Source organism: Streptomyces sp. NPDC006309 (assembly GCF_040613095.1).
GTDB lineage: Bacteria > Actinomycetota > Actinomycetes > Streptomycetales > Streptomycetaceae > Streptomyces.
The window spans coordinates 19442-34907 of record NZ_JBEXRO010000005.1 but is presented as its reverse complement, the minus strand read 5'-3'; the positions used below and the strand labels follow the sequence as shown (position 1 = coordinate 34907).

Here is a 15466-nt window from a genome sequence, read left to right as displayed (position 1 = left end):
CTGGGTACCCGCCGCCCTCGTGCTCCGTCACCGCGATGTCGGGGTGGTGCAGGTCGAACGCCGGGGACTCGCTGCGGATCCGGGGCAGGGTGACGAAGTTGTGCCGCGGCGGCGGGCAGGACGTCGCCCACTCCAGCGAGCGGCCGTAGCCCCACGGGTCGTCCACGCCGACCGGCTTGCCGTACTTGGCCGTCTTCCACACGTTGTACAGGAACGGCAGCATCGACAGGCCCAGCAGGAACGAGCTGATCGTCGAGATCGTGTTCAGGGCGGTGAAGCCGTCGGCCGCCAGATAGTCGGCGTAGCGGCGCGGCATGCCCTCGGCGCCCAGCCAGTGCTGGATCAGGAACGTGCCGTGGAAACCGACGAAAAGCGTCCAGAAGCAGATCTTGCCGAGGCATTCGTCCAGCATCTTGCCGGTGAACTTGGGCCACCAGAAGTGGAAACCGGTGAACATGGCGAAGACGACCGTGCCGAAGACCACGTAATGGAAATGCGCCACCACGAAGTAGGTGTCGGAGACGTGGAAGTCCATCGGCGGTGAGGCCAGGATGATTCCGGTCAGGCCGCCGAAGAGGAAGGTGACGAGGAAGCCCGTCGCCCACAGCATCGGTGTCTCGAAGGAGACACTGCCCTTCCACATCGTGCCGATCCAGTTGAAGAACTTCACCCCGGTCGGGACGGCGATCAGGAAGGTCATGAACGAGAAGAACGGCAGCAACACCGCGCCGGTGACGAACATATGGTGCGCCCACACCGTCACGGACAGCCCCGCGATCGCGATGGTGGCCGCCACCAGCCCCATGTAGCCGAAGATCGGCTTGCGGCTGAACACGGGGATGACTTCGGTGACGATGCCGAAGAACGGCAGGGCGATGATGTACACCTCCGGATGGCCGAAGAACCAGAAGAGGTGCTGCCACAGCAACGGGCCGCCGTTGGCCGCGTCGTAGACGTGGGCGCCGAACTTGCGGTCCGCCTCCAGGGCGAACAGGGCGGCGGCCAGCACCGGGAAGGCCAGCAGGACCAGGACACCGGTCAGCAGCACGTTCCAGGTGAAGATCGGCATGCGGAACATGGTCATGCCCGGGGCGCGCATGCAGATGATCGTGGTGATGAAGTTGACGGCGCCGAGGATGGTGCCGAAGCCGGAGAAGGCCAGGCCCATGATCCACATGTCGGCGCCGAGCCCGGGGGTGCGGATCGCGTCGGACAGCGGGGTGTAGGCGAACCAGCCGAAGTCGGCCGAGCCCTGCGGGGTGAGGAAGCCGCCGACGGCGATGGAGGAGCCGAGCAGGTAGAGCCAGTAGGCGAACATGTTCAGCCGGGGGAACGCCACGTCGGGCGCGCCGATCTGGAGCGGCATGATCCAGTTCGTGAACCCGGCGAACAGGGGGGTGGCGAACATCAGCAGCATCACGGTGCCGTGCATCGTGAACAACTGGTTGTACTGCTCGTTGGAGATGATCTGGAGGCCCGGCCGGGCCAGCTCGGCGCGCATGAGCAGCGCCAGCACGCCGCCGAACAGGAAGAACACGAACGACGTCGCCAGATACAGCGTGCCGATCGTCTTGTGGTCGGTGGTCGTCAGCCACTTCACCACGACGTTGCCGGGCTGCCTGGGCCTTACGGGCAGTTCGTTCTCGTACGAGTCCTCAGCTGCCGCGGCACCGCCCTGGGGTTCGTTGAGGATGCTCACAAGTCGTCTGTCTCCCGATGCTCGCCGTCCGCCCACGCCTTGGCGGCAGTCACCCGCCATCCTCGCCGTGCGAGCCCGGGCCGGACGCCCTGAGCGCCCGGCTCTCGGCCGATCGGATGACGGATACACACGGATGGAGCAGCGCTGACGACCGCGCGCCCGGCTTTTCGGGGGCTACTCACACCGGTCTGAGTGATCGTGCTCTGTCCGGCACCGGGGACGGGCCGCGAGGCTTCGGTCATGCGACGGATACCGCACACACGCGTCCGCCGGTTCCTCGCCGTTCTCCTGCCGGCCGCTGCGGCGTCGGCCGCGTGGGCCGCCTGGCTGGGCCGGGACCGGGGCTACGACGTGCGCGACGACGGCACGACGACCGGGCCGTACGAGGGCTGGCAGGTGGCGGGGCTGGTGCTGACCCTGCTGGTACCGGTGGGCCGGGCGGTGGCCCGGGGGCATGTCGTGGGCGCGGTGGCCGGCACCACGGCCGGGCTGACCACGGCCGCGTACCTGGACTGGTCGGACGACGCCACCGGCCTCTTCGCCGTCGGCGTGGCCCTGGTCATGCTGGGCACCCTCGCGGCGACCACCGTCGTGGCCGTCGTGGTCCGCGCCGTGTGGCGGGACGAGGGCCACCCGGCGGCCTGACACCCGCCGCTGCCACGACGACAGCCGCTGGGCAGTGGTGCGTCGCGCGCCCGACCCGCCGCTCAGCGCTCCCAGTTGGCCTGAGCGAGCGCCAGCATGTGCGGGGCCGACAGGGCGTTGCCCGGGTCGGCGGCGGTGGTCAGCAACCAGTGCGCCGCGCCCGCGGGTTCACCGGGCGGGACGACCAGCAGGTCGCGGCGTCCCAGGGGGCCGCGGTCCAGCGTGATGGTGTGCGCCTCGGTGTCGACGGCGGACAGGAACACCTCGATGACATAGCCGGGGACATAGCCGGGGACATAGCCGGGCGCCGGCACCGTGCGCGGCACGTCGGGCCAGGCGGCGGTGTCCACGGTGACGCCGACGACGGTGCCCAGTCCCGGGCCCAACGCGCCGAGCAGCGATGGCAGTTCGAGTTCGAGCGCGTCGCAGCGGGGCCACCAGGCGCCGTGCAGCGGGCCGTGGCCGATGTCGGGGGTGAGGGCCAGCCGGGGGAGGGGCATCCGGTACGTGTGCGGCCCGCCCGGGAAACCGTTGGTGGCGGGCCAACCGTGCGTGTCCATACGTGCGATCCCGTCCCGGACGGCTCCCGGCCGCCCGTTTTCCGTCGTACGCCGGGAACGGCACCACCGCGGTCGCCGCGCGACTTGCTTCCGGTGCCGTCCAGCGTACGTCCGCCCGTGGCACGGATCGAGAGGGGCGGCGGCGACCGCGACGGCCTAGGCCGTGACGTCGAACTCCCGCCTGCTCCACGACGCCATGCACGCACTCTCGCCGCACCGGGCCCCGACCCGAGTACGTCCAGTACGAGAGTCAGGACCCGGCACGCCGAAGGCACGCACCTGACGCCGCAGAGCCCGCCCTCCGGGCGAACGGCGGGAATTTGACGACATGACCTAGCCCAGCGAGTGGTCGGCCCAGGGAAGGGTCGAGGGGTCGGTGTGCTCCTGGGGGGCGGCGGGCGCCGCCTCGTGGCAGGTGAAGCCGAGCCGGGTCAGTGCCCTGCTGACCTCGGCGGCGGTGAAGTCACGGCGGTCCTGCCGGGTGATGACCTGTCCGACCTGCTTGACCGGGTAGACCCGGCGGTCGATGGTCACGCAGCTGCCGACGGCGGGTTCGGGCCGGATGCCCTCCATCGACTGCTCGACCTCACTCTTGGTCAGGTCGAAGGGGAAACGGGCGATGACACAGCGCATGCTGCCTCCACGGGGAGAGCGGTCAGGGGATGACGGTGAGGACGCCCAGGGCATAGCCCTGCTCGTCGACCACGGGGGAGACGTCCAGTGTGCGGGTCCGCATGGCCGACTCCGCGTCGCCCAGGGCCGAGACGGACGCGGTGAACGGTCCGCGGTCGAGCGCTATGTCCCGCAGCCGGGCCCGGTCGCCGTAGGAGGAGGCGGCGCGTTGGGCGGTGAGCTGGGCCCTGGTGACCAGCCCGGAACAGCGGCCGTCGTCGTCCCGGAGGAGCAGGTGGGTGGCGCGGGCGCCGATGAGCACGGACAGGGCCACGTCGACGCTCATGTGGTCGTCGATCTGGAGGCCGGGGGCGCCCATCGCGTCACGGGCGGTCAGCCCGGTGCCGCCGGCCACCGGCACCGCAAGGGGTGCGGAGGCCGGGGACCGGGGTGTCTGCTCGGGTGGGTTCAAGGGCTTCCCTTCCTCGGCGGGACGCCTCGCGGACCCGCCCGGGGTGCGGACGGTCAACGGGTCCGGCCGGAACCGGGACGCCGTGCGCGCCTCGCCCGCCCGCCGCGGGGACGTCCGGCGGAACCCGCGTGCTCGGGGCGCTCGGCCGCCGGCGTGGCGAGGACGACGGGCACGCCGGAGGGGGTCCGGGCGCCGGTGATGCGGCTCAGCTCGGGCTCGCCGGGGCGGACCTGCGTGGCCTGGGCGGTGATGCCGGCGTCGGCCATGAGGCGGTTCATCGTGCGCCGCTGGTGCGGCAGGACGAGCGTGACGACGGTGCCGGACTCGCCGGCCCGGGCGGTACGGCCGCCACGGTGCAGGTAGTCCTTGTGGTCGCCGGGCGGGTCGAAGTTCACGACGAGGTCGACGTTGTCGACGTGGATGCCGCGGGCGGCGACGTTGGTGGCGACCAGGACCGTGACGTGCCCGTCCTTGAACTGGTCGAGCGTGCGGGTCCGCTGGGGCTGGGACTTGCCGCCGTGCAGGGCCGAGGCCCGGACGCCGACCGACAGCAGGTGCCGGGCGAGGCGTTCCGCCGCGTGCTTGGTGTCCAGGAACATGATCACGCGGCCGTCGCGGGCGGCGATCTCGGTGGCGGTGCTGTGCTTGTCGTCGTCGTGCACGTGGAGCAGGTGGTGCTCCATGGTGGTGACCGTGCCCGCCGACGGGTCGACGGAGTGCACCACGGGGTCGTGCAGGTAACGGCGGACCAGCTTGTCGATGTTGCGGTCCAGCGTGGCCGAGAACAGCAGCCGCTGGCCGTCGGGGCGTACCTGGTCGAGCAGGCCGGTGACCTGGGGCATGAAGCCCATGTCGGTCATCTGGTCGGCCTCGTCCAGGACGGTCACGCCCACGCGGTCCAGGCGGCAGTCACCCCGGTCGACGAGGTCCTTGAGCCGCCCGGGGGTGGCGACGACGACCTCGGCACCGGCGCGCAGCGCGGCGGCCTGCCGGCCGATCGACATGCCGCCGACGACGGTGGCCGGCCGCAGGCGCAGCGCCCGCGCGTAGGGGGTGAGTGCGTCCGTGACCTGCTGGGCCAGTTCCCGGGTGGGTACGAGGATGAGGCCGAGCGGCTGCCTGGGCTCGGCCCGCTGGCCGTGCAGACGGGCCAGCAGGGGCAGGCCGAAGGCGAGGGTCTTGCCGGAGCCGGTGCGTCCGCGGCCCAGGACGTCGCGGCCGGCCAATGAGTTCGGCAGGGTCGCGGCCTGGATCGGGAAGGGCTCGATGACGCCCTCGGCGAGCAGCGCGGCGCGGAGCGGCGCGGGCAGGTCGAGATCGGCGAACGTCTCCACGGCCGGCAGCGGCTCGGTGAGACTGACGGGGAGCGCGAACTCTCCCTGCGGCGCCCGCCGTGGCTGGGTGCTCGACCCCTGCGGGCTCGTCCTACGCGAACGGAACCGGGCGGGATCGTTGCCGGTACGACGGGTCTGTTGGGCGCGGCTCACGCGGAACCCTCCTCGATGCGTGCGGCACGTATCGAGGAATTCGTTTCGGCGGTGCGGAACCGCGACGGAATTCGCAAGAACAAGCCGAAAGGAAGCCAAAAAGGCGAGGGCAGAAAAAAGTGGGGAAAACGGGCTGGGGCCCGCGCCCAAGAGCGCGGGCCCCACCACATGCAAATCGTCAGCGTCAGGCGGGAACGATGTTCTCGGCCTGCGGGCCCTTCTGGCCCTGCGTCACGTCGAAGGTCACCTTCTGGCCCTCCTGAAGCTCGCGGAAGCCGGAGGTGGCGATGTTCGAGTAGTGCGCGAACACGTCGGCGCCGCCGCCGTCCTGCTCGATGAAGCCGAAGCCCTTTTCCGCGTTGAACCACTTCACGGTGCCAGATGCCATATTGAATCTCCCTAGGGGCAGTGCCGGGATCCACACTGTGCAGAACCCGAGTCGCCGCGATGATCACCCCTCAAGGGGACCCGGAAATGCCTGGAAAGTTTCACAGGCGGTCTCCGGCAATCAAAACTGCAACTGTTATCACGGTAACACAGGCAGCCCCTGGCATCCCAGGCTTTCCTGCATTCGGGTCCCGTCGGCGGGCAATTCTGACCCCACGGGACCGGAGAAACTTCCGGCCCCCCGGAGGTAATCCTGCAACGGCGACGACAGATATTTGTCCGGAACCGGGAATGTGGCGCTCAGTGACCGCCACCGGCCCCGGTGCCGCCGCCCAGCCCGTGGCGCATCGTCTCGTTCAGCCGCAGGGCCTCCTCCAGCTGGTCCTCCAGGATGATGATGCGGCACGCGGCCTCGACGGGCGTGCCCTGGTCGACCAGCTCGCGGGCGCGGGCGGCGATGCGCAGCTGGTACCGGGAGTAGCGGCGGTGGCCGCCTTCCGAACGCAGCGGGGTGATCAGTTTGGCCTCGCCGATGGCGCGCAGGAACGCGGGCGTGGTGCCGAGGATGTCGGCGGCACGGCCCATCGTGTAGGCGGGGTAGTCGTCGTCGTCGAGGTTGCCGGCGGTTGAGTTCTCGGCGGGCATGGCACCTTCGTTTCGGGGGCGCGGGTCCGTCTGGCGCCCCGGTGGACCTAACCCTAACGTCGACGCGCCCGGATATGTGGCGCTGCCCCGACAGATTTCCGGCCTCCGTGACGCGCGTGATCCGAAACCGCCCCGATCGGGCGCCGGCCGGGGATACGCCACCGGAGTGACCCATCGCACGTCCGGCGTGGCGAGCGGTCCGGACGGGGGTGCCGGGGGGCCGGTGACCGGCCTCGCCGCCCGGCCCGCGGACACCCGGCCGGTTGCGTCGGCCAAAGCCTGGTTACTCGCCGTCCAGGGGTTGGGAAAGCAGCCCCCACCGGGTTCTCCGGGCGTTCGCCCGGAGAACCCGGGCTCCGCGGGCCCAGCCGCGAGGCCCACCGCGGGGTTCCGGCGGCCCCGGACCGGACCGGGGCCCGCGGTGTCCCGTCCGGCCGGGCCGACGACGTAGGCGACGAGCCGCCTGGCGCCCGGCCCGCAGCAGCCGGCAGGGCAGCGGCCGGCCGGCAGGTCTCAGGAGAAGCCGGCCGGCGGCCAGGTCTCAGGAGAACCCGACGTCGGCCGCGTGCCGCTCCCCGAGCTGGGCGCCGTGCCAGTCCAGGACCATGATGGTGGCGTCGTCGGCCAGGACGCCCCCGCACACGTGGTGCACCGAGTCGGCCAGCGCGCGCACGACCTCGCGGGGGTGCTCGCCGAGGGTGTCCCGCAGCAGGGCCGCCATGTCGAGGGTGGCGGCCTCGCGCTCGCACATGCCGTCGGTGAGCAGCAGCAGGCGGTCACCGGGGCGCAGGTCGATGTCCTGCGCCTCGTAACGGACGGGGAGCGGCACCCCGAACGGCAGGTTGATCCGCAGGGGGACCTCCTCCACCAGCCCGTCGCGCAGGCGCAGGGGCCAGGGGTGCCCGGCGTTGACCAGCCGGCAGCGCCCGCTGTCCAGCTCGACGTGCAGCAGCTGCCCGGTGGTCATGCCGTGGCCGTGCGTCCGGATCGCCTGATGGGCGGCGTGGGCCTGCTCGGTGAGGCCGAGCCCGGCGCGCCGGGCGCCGCGCAGGGCGTTGACGGTGAGGGTGGCCAGCAGGGCGGACGCGGTGTCGTGCCCCATGGCGTCGGTGATCGACAGGTGCAGCGCGTCGGCGTCGAGGGTGTAGTCGTAGGTGTCGCCGCCCACCTCGTCCGCCGGGAGCAGGCCGCCGGCGAGGGTGAACTGCGGGGCCTCGCAGCAGGAGGCCGAGGGCAGCAGCTGGTGCTGGATCTCCGCGGCCAGGCTGATGCTGGTGGTACGTCTTCCCCAGTGGTACAGGTCGGTGAAGCGCCGGTCGGTGACCGCGATGTACGCCAGCGCGTGCGCTGCCTTCTCGATCTCCTCCCGTACCTCGTCGTCCAGGCGGGGCACCCACAGTTCCAGCACCCCGATGCAGTCGCCCCGGTTCGTCACCGGCGTGATGACGCGGAACCCCTCGTCGGCGTCGTACTCGTGGTGGAGACGCTGCCTGCGCAGGACCTGGTCGTACACGCTGCCCCGCAGCTCGGTCCGCTGTGCGCCGTCGCGCAGGGACTCACCGGCGCGCGGCAGCCGCACGGCCTCCCGCCCTATCAGGTCGACGAGCCAGAACGACACCGCCCGCACGCCGAACCGCTTCTCCAGGTTCCGGGCGACGACGTCGACCGATTCCGTCGGCGCCGCCTCCTCGGCGGCCCGCAGTACTTCTCCCAGCCCCAAGCCCTCGTCTCCCACCACGTCCACCTCCCTCCTCCCGGATGCCCCGACCCCGCTCGTGGCACGCCGGGGGCCACACCGACGGGGGACGCGGATGCCGTCCGGGAGCCGCCCGCCGTCTCCCGGCGAGGTGCTCCGGACGCATCGGGCCGGGGCCGGATCAGGCGGGACGAGATCGCGGACACGGCCCAAGCGCCGGGAGAACCCCCTGGTCACGGGAGCGACACAGCACCGGAAGGGCGCAAGCGTGAAGCGTTCGCGGGCCGACGCGAGGAGGCGGGCCGCGTTCGCGCCGGCCGCGCGGCGAAGCGTACGGACGCGGCTTGTACGGGAGCTGTGCGGCCGTCGCCGTCGAGCACTCCGGCCGGCCGCGCGGCCCGTGGAGACGCGGTTGCCGTCGCGCCGCCGTTCGGTGGCCGAACGCACAGGCCTGACGACCGGTCCGACCACCCGGTTGATCGACAGGCTTTAGCAGTCCGGCTACGCCCGCCGCGCGGCCGGCCCCGGAGACCGGGGCAAGGTCGTCGTGCGACCGGTGGGCGAACCGGCCGGCCTGGACCTCGCCATGGCGCCCGCGCGACGGAAGACCGGCGAGATCCTCGCCGACTGCACGTCCGAGCAACTGACCACCCTCTTCGACTACTTCACCCGTGCCACCCAGGCTTACCGGGCCGCGGCGGACGAACTGCGCGACACGGGGCCCGGCCGCTGACGTCCGTACGGACGCCGGCGGGGGACGGGACCGCCCGCGGCGCCGGCCGGCCGGGCGCACCGTCCGCCGCCGGTCTCCTTCCCCCGCGACCGCCACCCACGCTGACCGCCACCACGCCGATCGCCGCCGGGTGTGATCCGGCGGCGGTCGGCGTTTCGGCTCCGGCGCCCGTGCAACCCGTGCGTGACGGTGTACGACGGCGCGCTGCGCCCCGGCCGCGGGGCGGACCGCGCCGTCGTACGGGGAAGAGACTCAGCTCGTCATGAGGAGGACAGTGATGGATCACTCGCGTGTCCCTGTGCTGGAGGCGCTGGAGGAGTTCCGGCGTCGCGGTGACGTGGTGTACGGACCGCCCGGCCACAAGCAGGGTCTCGGAGCCGATCCCCGGGTGGTCGGCATCGTCGGGGAGGGCGTCTTCGCGTCGGACGTGCTCTCCCTCAACGGGCTCGACGACCGCCGCGAGTCGCAAGGGGTCCTCGCGCAGGCGCAGGAGCTGATGGCCGACGCGGTCGGTGCCGAGCAGGCGTTCTTCTCCACGTGCGGCAGTTCCCTGTCGGTGAAGACGGCGATGCTGGCGGTGGCGGGGCCGGGCGAGAAGATCCTCATCTCCCGCAACGCCCACAAGTCGGTGATCGCCGCCGTGATCGTCAACGGTGTGCAACCGGTCTGGGTACACCCGAAGTTCGACACCGAACGGCACCTCGCGCACCCGCCGGAGCCGGACGACGTACGGCGGGCACTGGCCGAACACCCGGACGCCAAGGGCATGCTGCTGATCACCCCGACGGACTGGGGCTCGTGCGCCGACATCCGCGGGGTCGCCGACGTCTGCCACGGTCGCGACGTCCCGCTGATCGTCGACGAGGCCTGGGGAGCCCACCTCCCGTTCCACCCCGGCCTGCCGGCCTGGGGCATGGACGCCGACGCGGACCTCGTCGTCACCAGCGTCCACAAGATGGGCGCCGCAATCGAGCAGAGCTCCGTCTTCCACCTGCAAGGCGACCGGGTCTCACCCGAGGTGCTCGAGCAGCGTGAGGATCTGCTGGGCACCACCAGCTCCTCCTCCCTGGTGTACGCCACCCTCGACGGATGGCGTCGCCAGATGGTCCAGCACGGACACGGGCTGCTGGACGCGGCGCTGGACCGCGCGAGCCGCATCCGCAAGGCCGTCACCGCCCTGCCCGGCCTGCGCCTGATGGGCCAGGAGGTGGTCGACCAGGGCCTGACCGCGGAACTGGACCTGCTGAAGATCACCATCGACGTCCGGGACCTCGGCATCAGCGGCATGCAGGCCGCCGAGTGGCTGCGCGCCCACTGCCACGTCGACGTCGGATCCTCCGACACCTGCCGGATCAGCGGGCAGATCACCCACGCGGACGACGAACGCACCGAGAACCTGTTCATCGACTCCCTGCACCGCCTGGCCGACCACGCCGGCACCATCGGGAAGCGGCCCCGGGTCCGTCTCCCCGAACCACGCGCGCTCCAGCTCGAGCAGGCCATGCGCCCCCGCGACGCCTACTTCGCCCCCGCGGAACACGTCCCCGCCGACCGGGCCGCCGGACGCATCGCGGCCGAGACCATCAGCCCCTACCCGCCCGGCGTCCCCGTCATCACCCCCGGAGAAGTCATCACACCGGCCGTCATCGACTACCTGCGAAGCGGCGCCGAAGCAGGCATGCTCCTCCCGGACGCCGCCGACCCCACGGCAACATCTTTTCGGGTGACGGCGCGCTAGGCCGTGTCTGCAAAAGATCTTGAGTGGCGGATCATGGTCGGGTGATACGTCGCCATGAACTGTCTGATGTCGATTGAGAGTTCGTCCGCCCGCTGCTGCCTGCATCCTTGCGGGAGCGGAAGCGGCTGGACGACCGTAAGGTGCTCAACAGGATCGAGTGGAAGTTCCGCACCGGGACGGCCTGGCGGGACGTGCCGGAGCGGTACGGCCCGTGGGCCACGCTGCACACCCGCTTTCGCCGGTGGGCGCTGGACGGCACCTTCGAGCGCATGCTCCGGGCCGCCCAGGCGCACGCCGACGCGGCTGGGGACATCGACTGGCTGGTGTCGGTCGACTCCACCATCGTCCGCGCCCACCAGCACGCCGCCGGGGCCAGAAAAGGGGGCTTCGCAGCCCCGGCCTCGGACGCTCCAGAGGCGGCCTGACCAGCAAACTCCACCTGGTCTGCGACAGTATCGGCCGCCCACTCGCCTTCACGCTCACGGGCGGCAACGCCAACGACTGCACCCAGTTCACCGCCGTGATGGAAGCGATACGAGTGCCCCGCATCGGCCCGGGACGGCCCCGCACGCGGCCCGCCCACGTGCTGGGCGACAAGGGCTACAGCTCCCGGGCCATCCGCACCTGGCTGCGACGGCGCGGCATCCCCCACACCATCCCCGAGCGAGCCGACCAGGTACGCAACCGGCTCCGCCGCGGCAGCCGAGGCGGACGCCCGCCGACCTTCGACAAGCAGCTCCACAAACGGCGCAACGTGGTCGAACGTTGCTTCAACCGCCTCAAGCAGTGGCGCGGCATCGCGACCCGCTACGACAAGACCGCCGAGTCCTACCAGGCAACCGTCGCCCTCGCATCGCTCCTGATGTGGGCGTGACAATCGAAGACAACTCCTAGGTGCCGTCTCGTGCAACGAACGGTTGTAGCAGACGTCACGCCCACAGGGCGTTCACGAGTGGTAATAACCTGCGATCGATGGCACGGTGTCTTGTCCCGGGTCCCGGCGAGGGGGGGGGTCTCCGGGGGTGATCTCCCGTGTGACCGCGTCCGCCAGGTCTTCCGCCTCAGCAAGGCGCTGCGGGGCGTCCACACCGTGGCACCGCGCCCAGCGCTCCACTCGAGGCCGCCGACGCCCTCATGGACCGGCTCCCCGAGAGCGAGCGGTCGGACACCTGGCTCACGTACGGCGAGCAAAAGCACCTCGTCCACCTCAGCCACGCCTTCACCACACTCGGGGACACCCGCCTCGCCCACGTCAGCCAGGAGCGCGCCCTGGAGCTGTCCGCGCCGACCTGCACCATGACCCGCACCCTGCTGAACATCGACGCCGCGGCATGCTCCCATCACGACGGCGACACCGAACAGGCGTGCCGTCGTACGGCCGCCGCCCTGACAGCACTGCCCGCCGACTACCGCACCGGCCTGGTCCGCCGCCGCGCCCTCGACCTGTACGAGGCCGGACACCACCGCGAACGCGCCGTACGCGAGCTACGGCACGTCCTCACTGCCTGACGCCGATCTGCGGGCGGCGGGCCTGGCTATGTTCACGAGAACCGCGCTCAGCCGGCCCACGAGCGCTTCCGGCAGCGCTATGCCGAGAGCCGGGTCATGCCGCCCCCGGTCACGCTGCCGCAGGTCTGAGGGCGCCCGCCCCGCCACCCGTTCGACGCGGTGCCGTTCCGCCAGCTATGGCCGGACGATGACCGCCGCTCGCCGCCCCGCGCCGGCCGTGGCCCATCCCCAAGCGGCGCGGGGCGGCGAATGCCGGTCGTCGTTCACACCGTCGTCGGGAGGTAGGGACCGGGTCCTTTGAGAGTGCGTTGGATGGGGGCGGTCGCTGTGTGACGGAGGCCGGGGAGGGTCGCGACCGACTCGGTGAGGTAGCGGTAGAAGAGCTGGGCGGTCGCCACGTCGATACTGGCGTAGAGGTTCGCCGTGCCCGTCGTGGCGGTGGCGTAGGCGACTTCGGGGTGTGCGGCGAGTGCCGCTCCCGCCTCGGCGAGGCGGGACGGATCGATCTCCAGCCAGAGGGCGGCCCGGAAGTCCTGCTGGAGGATGTCGGGGTGGTACTCGATGTCGAAATACAGGGCGCCGGCCGATCTGAGTTCGGTGATGCGCCGGCGCACGGTGGAGGGGGACAGACCGGTCACGGCGGCCAGGTCTGCCGTTGCGGCCCTCCCGTCCCGGGCCAGCAGGTCGAGTAGTTGCCGGTCGCTGTCGTCCAGGGGCACCGGTGGAGTGGCGTCCGTGGCCCGGTCCGGTGTGTCAGGGGGCGTGAGCGCCGCGACCTGTGCGGCCGTCAGCGGGCCGCGCTTGTTGATCGGGCCGAGGTCGCGGCCGAAGAAGACGTGCAGTGAGCAGTGCGCGGACAGGTCCACCACTTGTGGTGTGCGCGGCAGCTTCTGCAGGAGCGGGGACTCCTCCGGCCCGGGGCTGCGGGTGCGTACCGAGCAGGAGATCTCGGTGCCGCCCGAATCCAGGTTGACCCAGGTGGTGTCCGTGCGCCGTGCCATCGCCTTCCCGAGGGAGGACGCGGCATCCGGCGTGCACCGTACGCGCACGAGCCAGACAGAGTCCCCCAGCCGTAGCGGATCGGTCAGGCCGAGGACCCGGAGCTTCCCGGCGGACCGCAGCCGTGCCCAGCGGCGCGCGGCGGTCTGGTCGGAGATTCCGAGGACGTCGGCGATCTCCCGGAACGAGGCCCGCCCGTTGATCTGCAGCGCGTGCACGAGCTCCATGTCTTCTTCCGACAGACTGCGGTACTCATGGCCCGGAGTGTCGAGATAGGTCGCCATGGGGGCCATTCTGTCGGATCCGCGCATGACGAGCATTCTGACTCACGATATCGCCTGTGAGGGCTCGAAGCTGTTTCGCGGGATCACCCGCCGGCCGGCTCGGCCCGCCGCAGTTCGCCCGGCCGGACCACGGTCGGGACTCGGTCCCGGAACACCTGCTCAATCCGAACGGAGAATTCGACATGCGCAAATGGTGGCCCCTGACGGCGATCTGCTTGGGCGCCTTCATCCTGCTGGTGGACGTGACGATCGTGAACGTCGCACTGCCCAGCATGGCTGCCGATCTCGGCGCTTCCTTCACCTCCCTGCAATGGGTGATCGACGGCTATGCCCTGGCGCTCGCCGCCCTGCTGCTGGCCTCGGGTTCCCTCGCGGACCGCTTCGGCCAACGGCGTTCCTACGTCTGCGGTCTGGGTGTCTTCGGCCTGGCCTCTCTGGCGTGCGGCCTCGCCCCCGACGCGGAGGTGCTGATCGCAGCCCGCGTGGTGCAGGGCGTCGGCGGCGCCGCGATGTTCGCCACCGCTCCCGCCCTGCTGCTGACTTCCTACCAGGGCAGGGACCGGGGTACGGCCTTCGGCGTGTGGGGCGCGGCCAACGGAGCCGCCGCAGCCGCGGGGCCTCTGCTCGGCGGGCTGCTCACCGAGCATTTCAGCTGGCCGACCATCTTCTGGGTCAACCTTCCGATCGCCGCTGTCGCCATCACCACGACGCTGCGGGTGGTGCGTGCCGACCGACCCGCCTACCAGCTCGTCGGGACCTCGGGCCACGGTGTGCGGCTCGGCGGGACCCGGGCCCGTGTCGACATCCCCGGTGCGACGGCCTTCACCATCGCCGCGGCCACACTCACCTGTGGGCTCATCCGTGGCGGGGAGGTGGGCTGGGCCTCGGTCGAGACCCTGACGACCTTCGCCGTCACCGCCTCGGCTCTCATGGCGTTCGTGGTGATCGAGCACCGTACAGCGCGACGCGGGGGCGTCCCGATACTGGACCTCGCGCTGCTGCGCCGCCCCTCGTTCGCCGCCTTGATGAGCGGTGCGCTGCTGCTGCAGGGCGGCGCCTTCGGCTGCCTGGTGCTGGTCTCCCTGTGGCTGCAGTCCATGCTGGGCCTCAGCCCGGTCGGGGCGGGCCTCGCCCTCACCCCGCTGGCCGGTGCTTCGTTCCTCGTGGCCGCCGTGGCCGGCCGTCATCTCCAGCGGCTGGCACCGCATCTGCCGATCGGCGTCGGACTCCTGTCCGTCGCGGTAGGCATGCTGGTCCTGCGTGCGGGTATGACGGCCGACGCGGGGCAGACCGCACTCATGGGAGGGCTCGCGGTCACCGGGACCGGCGTCGGCCTGGCCACGCCGGTGCTGGTCTCGGCTGCCACCTCCTCCGTGCCGACGCAGCAGGCAGGGATGGCCGGCGGGGCTGTCAACACGTTCCGTCAGCTGGGCATGACCCTGGCCATCGCGGTCTTCGGCACGGTCTTCACGAGCCGGGCGGCCGCTGTGCTCGCCGGGACCGGCACGGTGCGGGATCCGCAGAAGGGTGCCTCGGCACTGGCCGCCGGGCAGGCCCGACGCCTGGTGGACGCGGCGCCCGCCGCCGACCGGGGCGCGGTTCACCAGTTGGTGCACACGGCGTTCGCCACCGGCCTCGATCGGGTGTTCTTGACCTCGGCACTGGCGGCAGCGCTCGGCGGACTGATCGTCCTGTTCTTCGTACGGCCGTCGCACGGGACCGCCGCGGGGCACGCCACCGCCCGCGAGCAGGGCACGCCGAAAGACGATGCCGGTCAGAGCGCGAAAGATGGCTGGCAAGGCCCGGATGACCCCGAGGGCGTGGAAACCGGCCGACGCGCGGCGGCTGGCGACGGCAGGGAGCACGGCGGCGGTCCCCGGCTGGAGGCGGGCACGGCGCAGCAAAGCTAGAGCCCGTCTCCGCGAGCCGCCCACGCGGCCGAACCGCCGACGGCTGCACCCCACATCCGGCCCACCTCTGCCGGCATGCGTTTCACCGAA

At 71.5% G+C, this 15466-nt stretch carries 13 protein-coding genes and 2 pseudogenes; 6 read left to right on the top strand and 9 right to left on the bottom strand.

Annotation, left to right across the window (positions count from 1 at the left end):
- Positions 1-34: 34 nt before the first annotated feature.
- A pseudogene (gene ctaD, locus ABZ117_RS09270) lies at positions 35-1699 on the bottom strand (cytochrome c oxidase subunit I); the annotation flags it as partial.
- Positions 1700-1939: 240 nt separating this feature from the next.
- Between ctaD and ABZ117_RS09265 the strand changes: the two are divergent.
- Entirely contained in the window at positions 1940-2344 is a 405-nt protein-coding gene (locus ABZ117_RS09265) for a hypothetical protein (RefSeq protein WP_356818888.1), read from the top strand.
- A gap of 62 nt (positions 2345-2406) precedes the next feature.
- On the opposite strand, the gene ABZ117_RS09260 is transcribed toward ABZ117_RS09265, so the two are convergent.
- The 7 genes from ABZ117_RS09260 to ABZ117_RS09230 form a co-directional block, all read right to left on the bottom strand.
- Positions 2407-2904 carry a DUF5994 family protein gene (locus ABZ117_RS09260; RefSeq protein ID WP_356818886.1) on the bottom strand — a complete coding sequence of 166 codons (498 nt, stop codon included), beginning with the start codon at positions 2902-2904 and terminating at the stop codon, positions 2407-2409.
- 333 nt (positions 2905-3237) lie between these two features.
- Positions 3238-3537, bottom strand: coding sequence for an SCO5918 family protein (locus ABZ117_RS09255; RefSeq protein ID WP_356818884.1), 300 nt, complete (start codon positions 3535-3537; stop codon positions 3238-3240).
- Between the two features lie 22 nt (positions 3538-3559).
- The gene (locus ABZ117_RS09250) at positions 3560-3988 is read right to left on the bottom strand and encodes a CBS domain-containing protein (protein WP_356818883.1); all 429 of its coding nucleotides are present in this window, start codon (positions 3986-3988) and stop codon (positions 3560-3562) included.
- Positions 3989-4041: 53 nt separating this feature from the next.
- Positions 4042-5475: a DEAD/DEAH box helicase gene (locus ABZ117_RS09245; protein ID WP_356818881.1), complete on the bottom strand. Its 1434-nt coding sequence runs from the start codon at positions 5473-5475 to the stop codon at positions 4042-4044.
- Positions 5476-5659: 184 nt separating this feature from the next.
- Positions 5660-5863 carry a cold-shock protein gene (locus ABZ117_RS09240; RefSeq protein WP_007383480.1) on the bottom strand — a complete coding sequence of 68 codons (204 nt, stop codon included), beginning with the start codon at positions 5861-5863 and terminating at the stop codon, positions 5660-5662.
- 299 nt (positions 5864-6162) lie between these two features.
- Positions 6163-6507: a MerR family transcriptional regulator gene (locus ABZ117_RS09235; protein WP_356818879.1), complete on the bottom strand. Its 345-nt coding sequence runs from the start codon at positions 6505-6507 to the stop codon at positions 6163-6165.
- A 541-nt stretch (positions 6508-7048) separates the two neighbouring features.
- Entirely contained in the window at positions 7049-8242 is a 1194-nt protein-coding gene (locus ABZ117_RS09230; protein WP_356819366.1) for a PP2C family protein-serine/threonine phosphatase, read from the bottom strand.
- Between the two features lie 517 nt (positions 8243-8759).
- Here ABZ117_RS09230 and ABZ117_RS09225 point away from each other — a divergent pair.
- From ABZ117_RS09225 to ABZ117_RS09210, 4 genes and pseudogenes are all read left to right on the top strand, one after another.
- On the top strand, positions 8760-8936 hold the full coding sequence (locus ABZ117_RS09225; RefSeq protein ID WP_356818877.1) for a hypothetical protein: 177 nt from the start codon (positions 8760-8762) through the stop codon (positions 8934-8936).
- Between the two features lie 277 nt (positions 8937-9213).
- Positions 9214-10674, top strand: coding sequence for an ornithine decarboxylase (locus ABZ117_RS09220; protein WP_356818875.1), 1461 nt, complete (start codon positions 9214-9216; stop codon positions 10672-10674).
- A gap of 92 nt (positions 10675-10766) precedes the next feature.
- Positions 10767-11548: pseudogene (locus ABZ117_RS09215) on the top strand (IS5 family transposase).
- Positions 11549-11808: 260 nt separating this feature from the next.
- Positions 11809-12183 carry a hypothetical protein gene (locus tag ABZ117_RS09210; protein ID WP_356818873.1) on the top strand — a complete coding sequence of 125 codons (375 nt, stop codon included), beginning with the start codon at positions 11809-11811 and terminating at the stop codon, positions 12181-12183.
- 263 nt (positions 12184-12446) lie between these two features.
- Here the strand turns inward: ABZ117_RS09210 and ABZ117_RS09205 are convergent, their stop codons facing one another.
- Positions 12447-13466, bottom strand: coding sequence for an AsnC family transcriptional regulator (locus tag ABZ117_RS09205; protein ID WP_356818872.1), 1020 nt, complete (start codon positions 13464-13466; stop codon positions 12447-12449).
- A 182-nt stretch (positions 13467-13648) separates the two neighbouring features.
- On the opposite strand from ABZ117_RS09205, the gene ABZ117_RS09200 reads away from it, so the two are divergent.
- The gene (locus ABZ117_RS09200) at positions 13649-15376 is read left to right on the top strand and encodes an MFS transporter (RefSeq protein ID WP_356818870.1); all 1728 of its coding nucleotides are present in this window, start codon (positions 13649-13651) and stop codon (positions 15374-15376) included.
- The last annotated feature ends 90 nt before the right edge of the window (positions 15377-15466 follow it).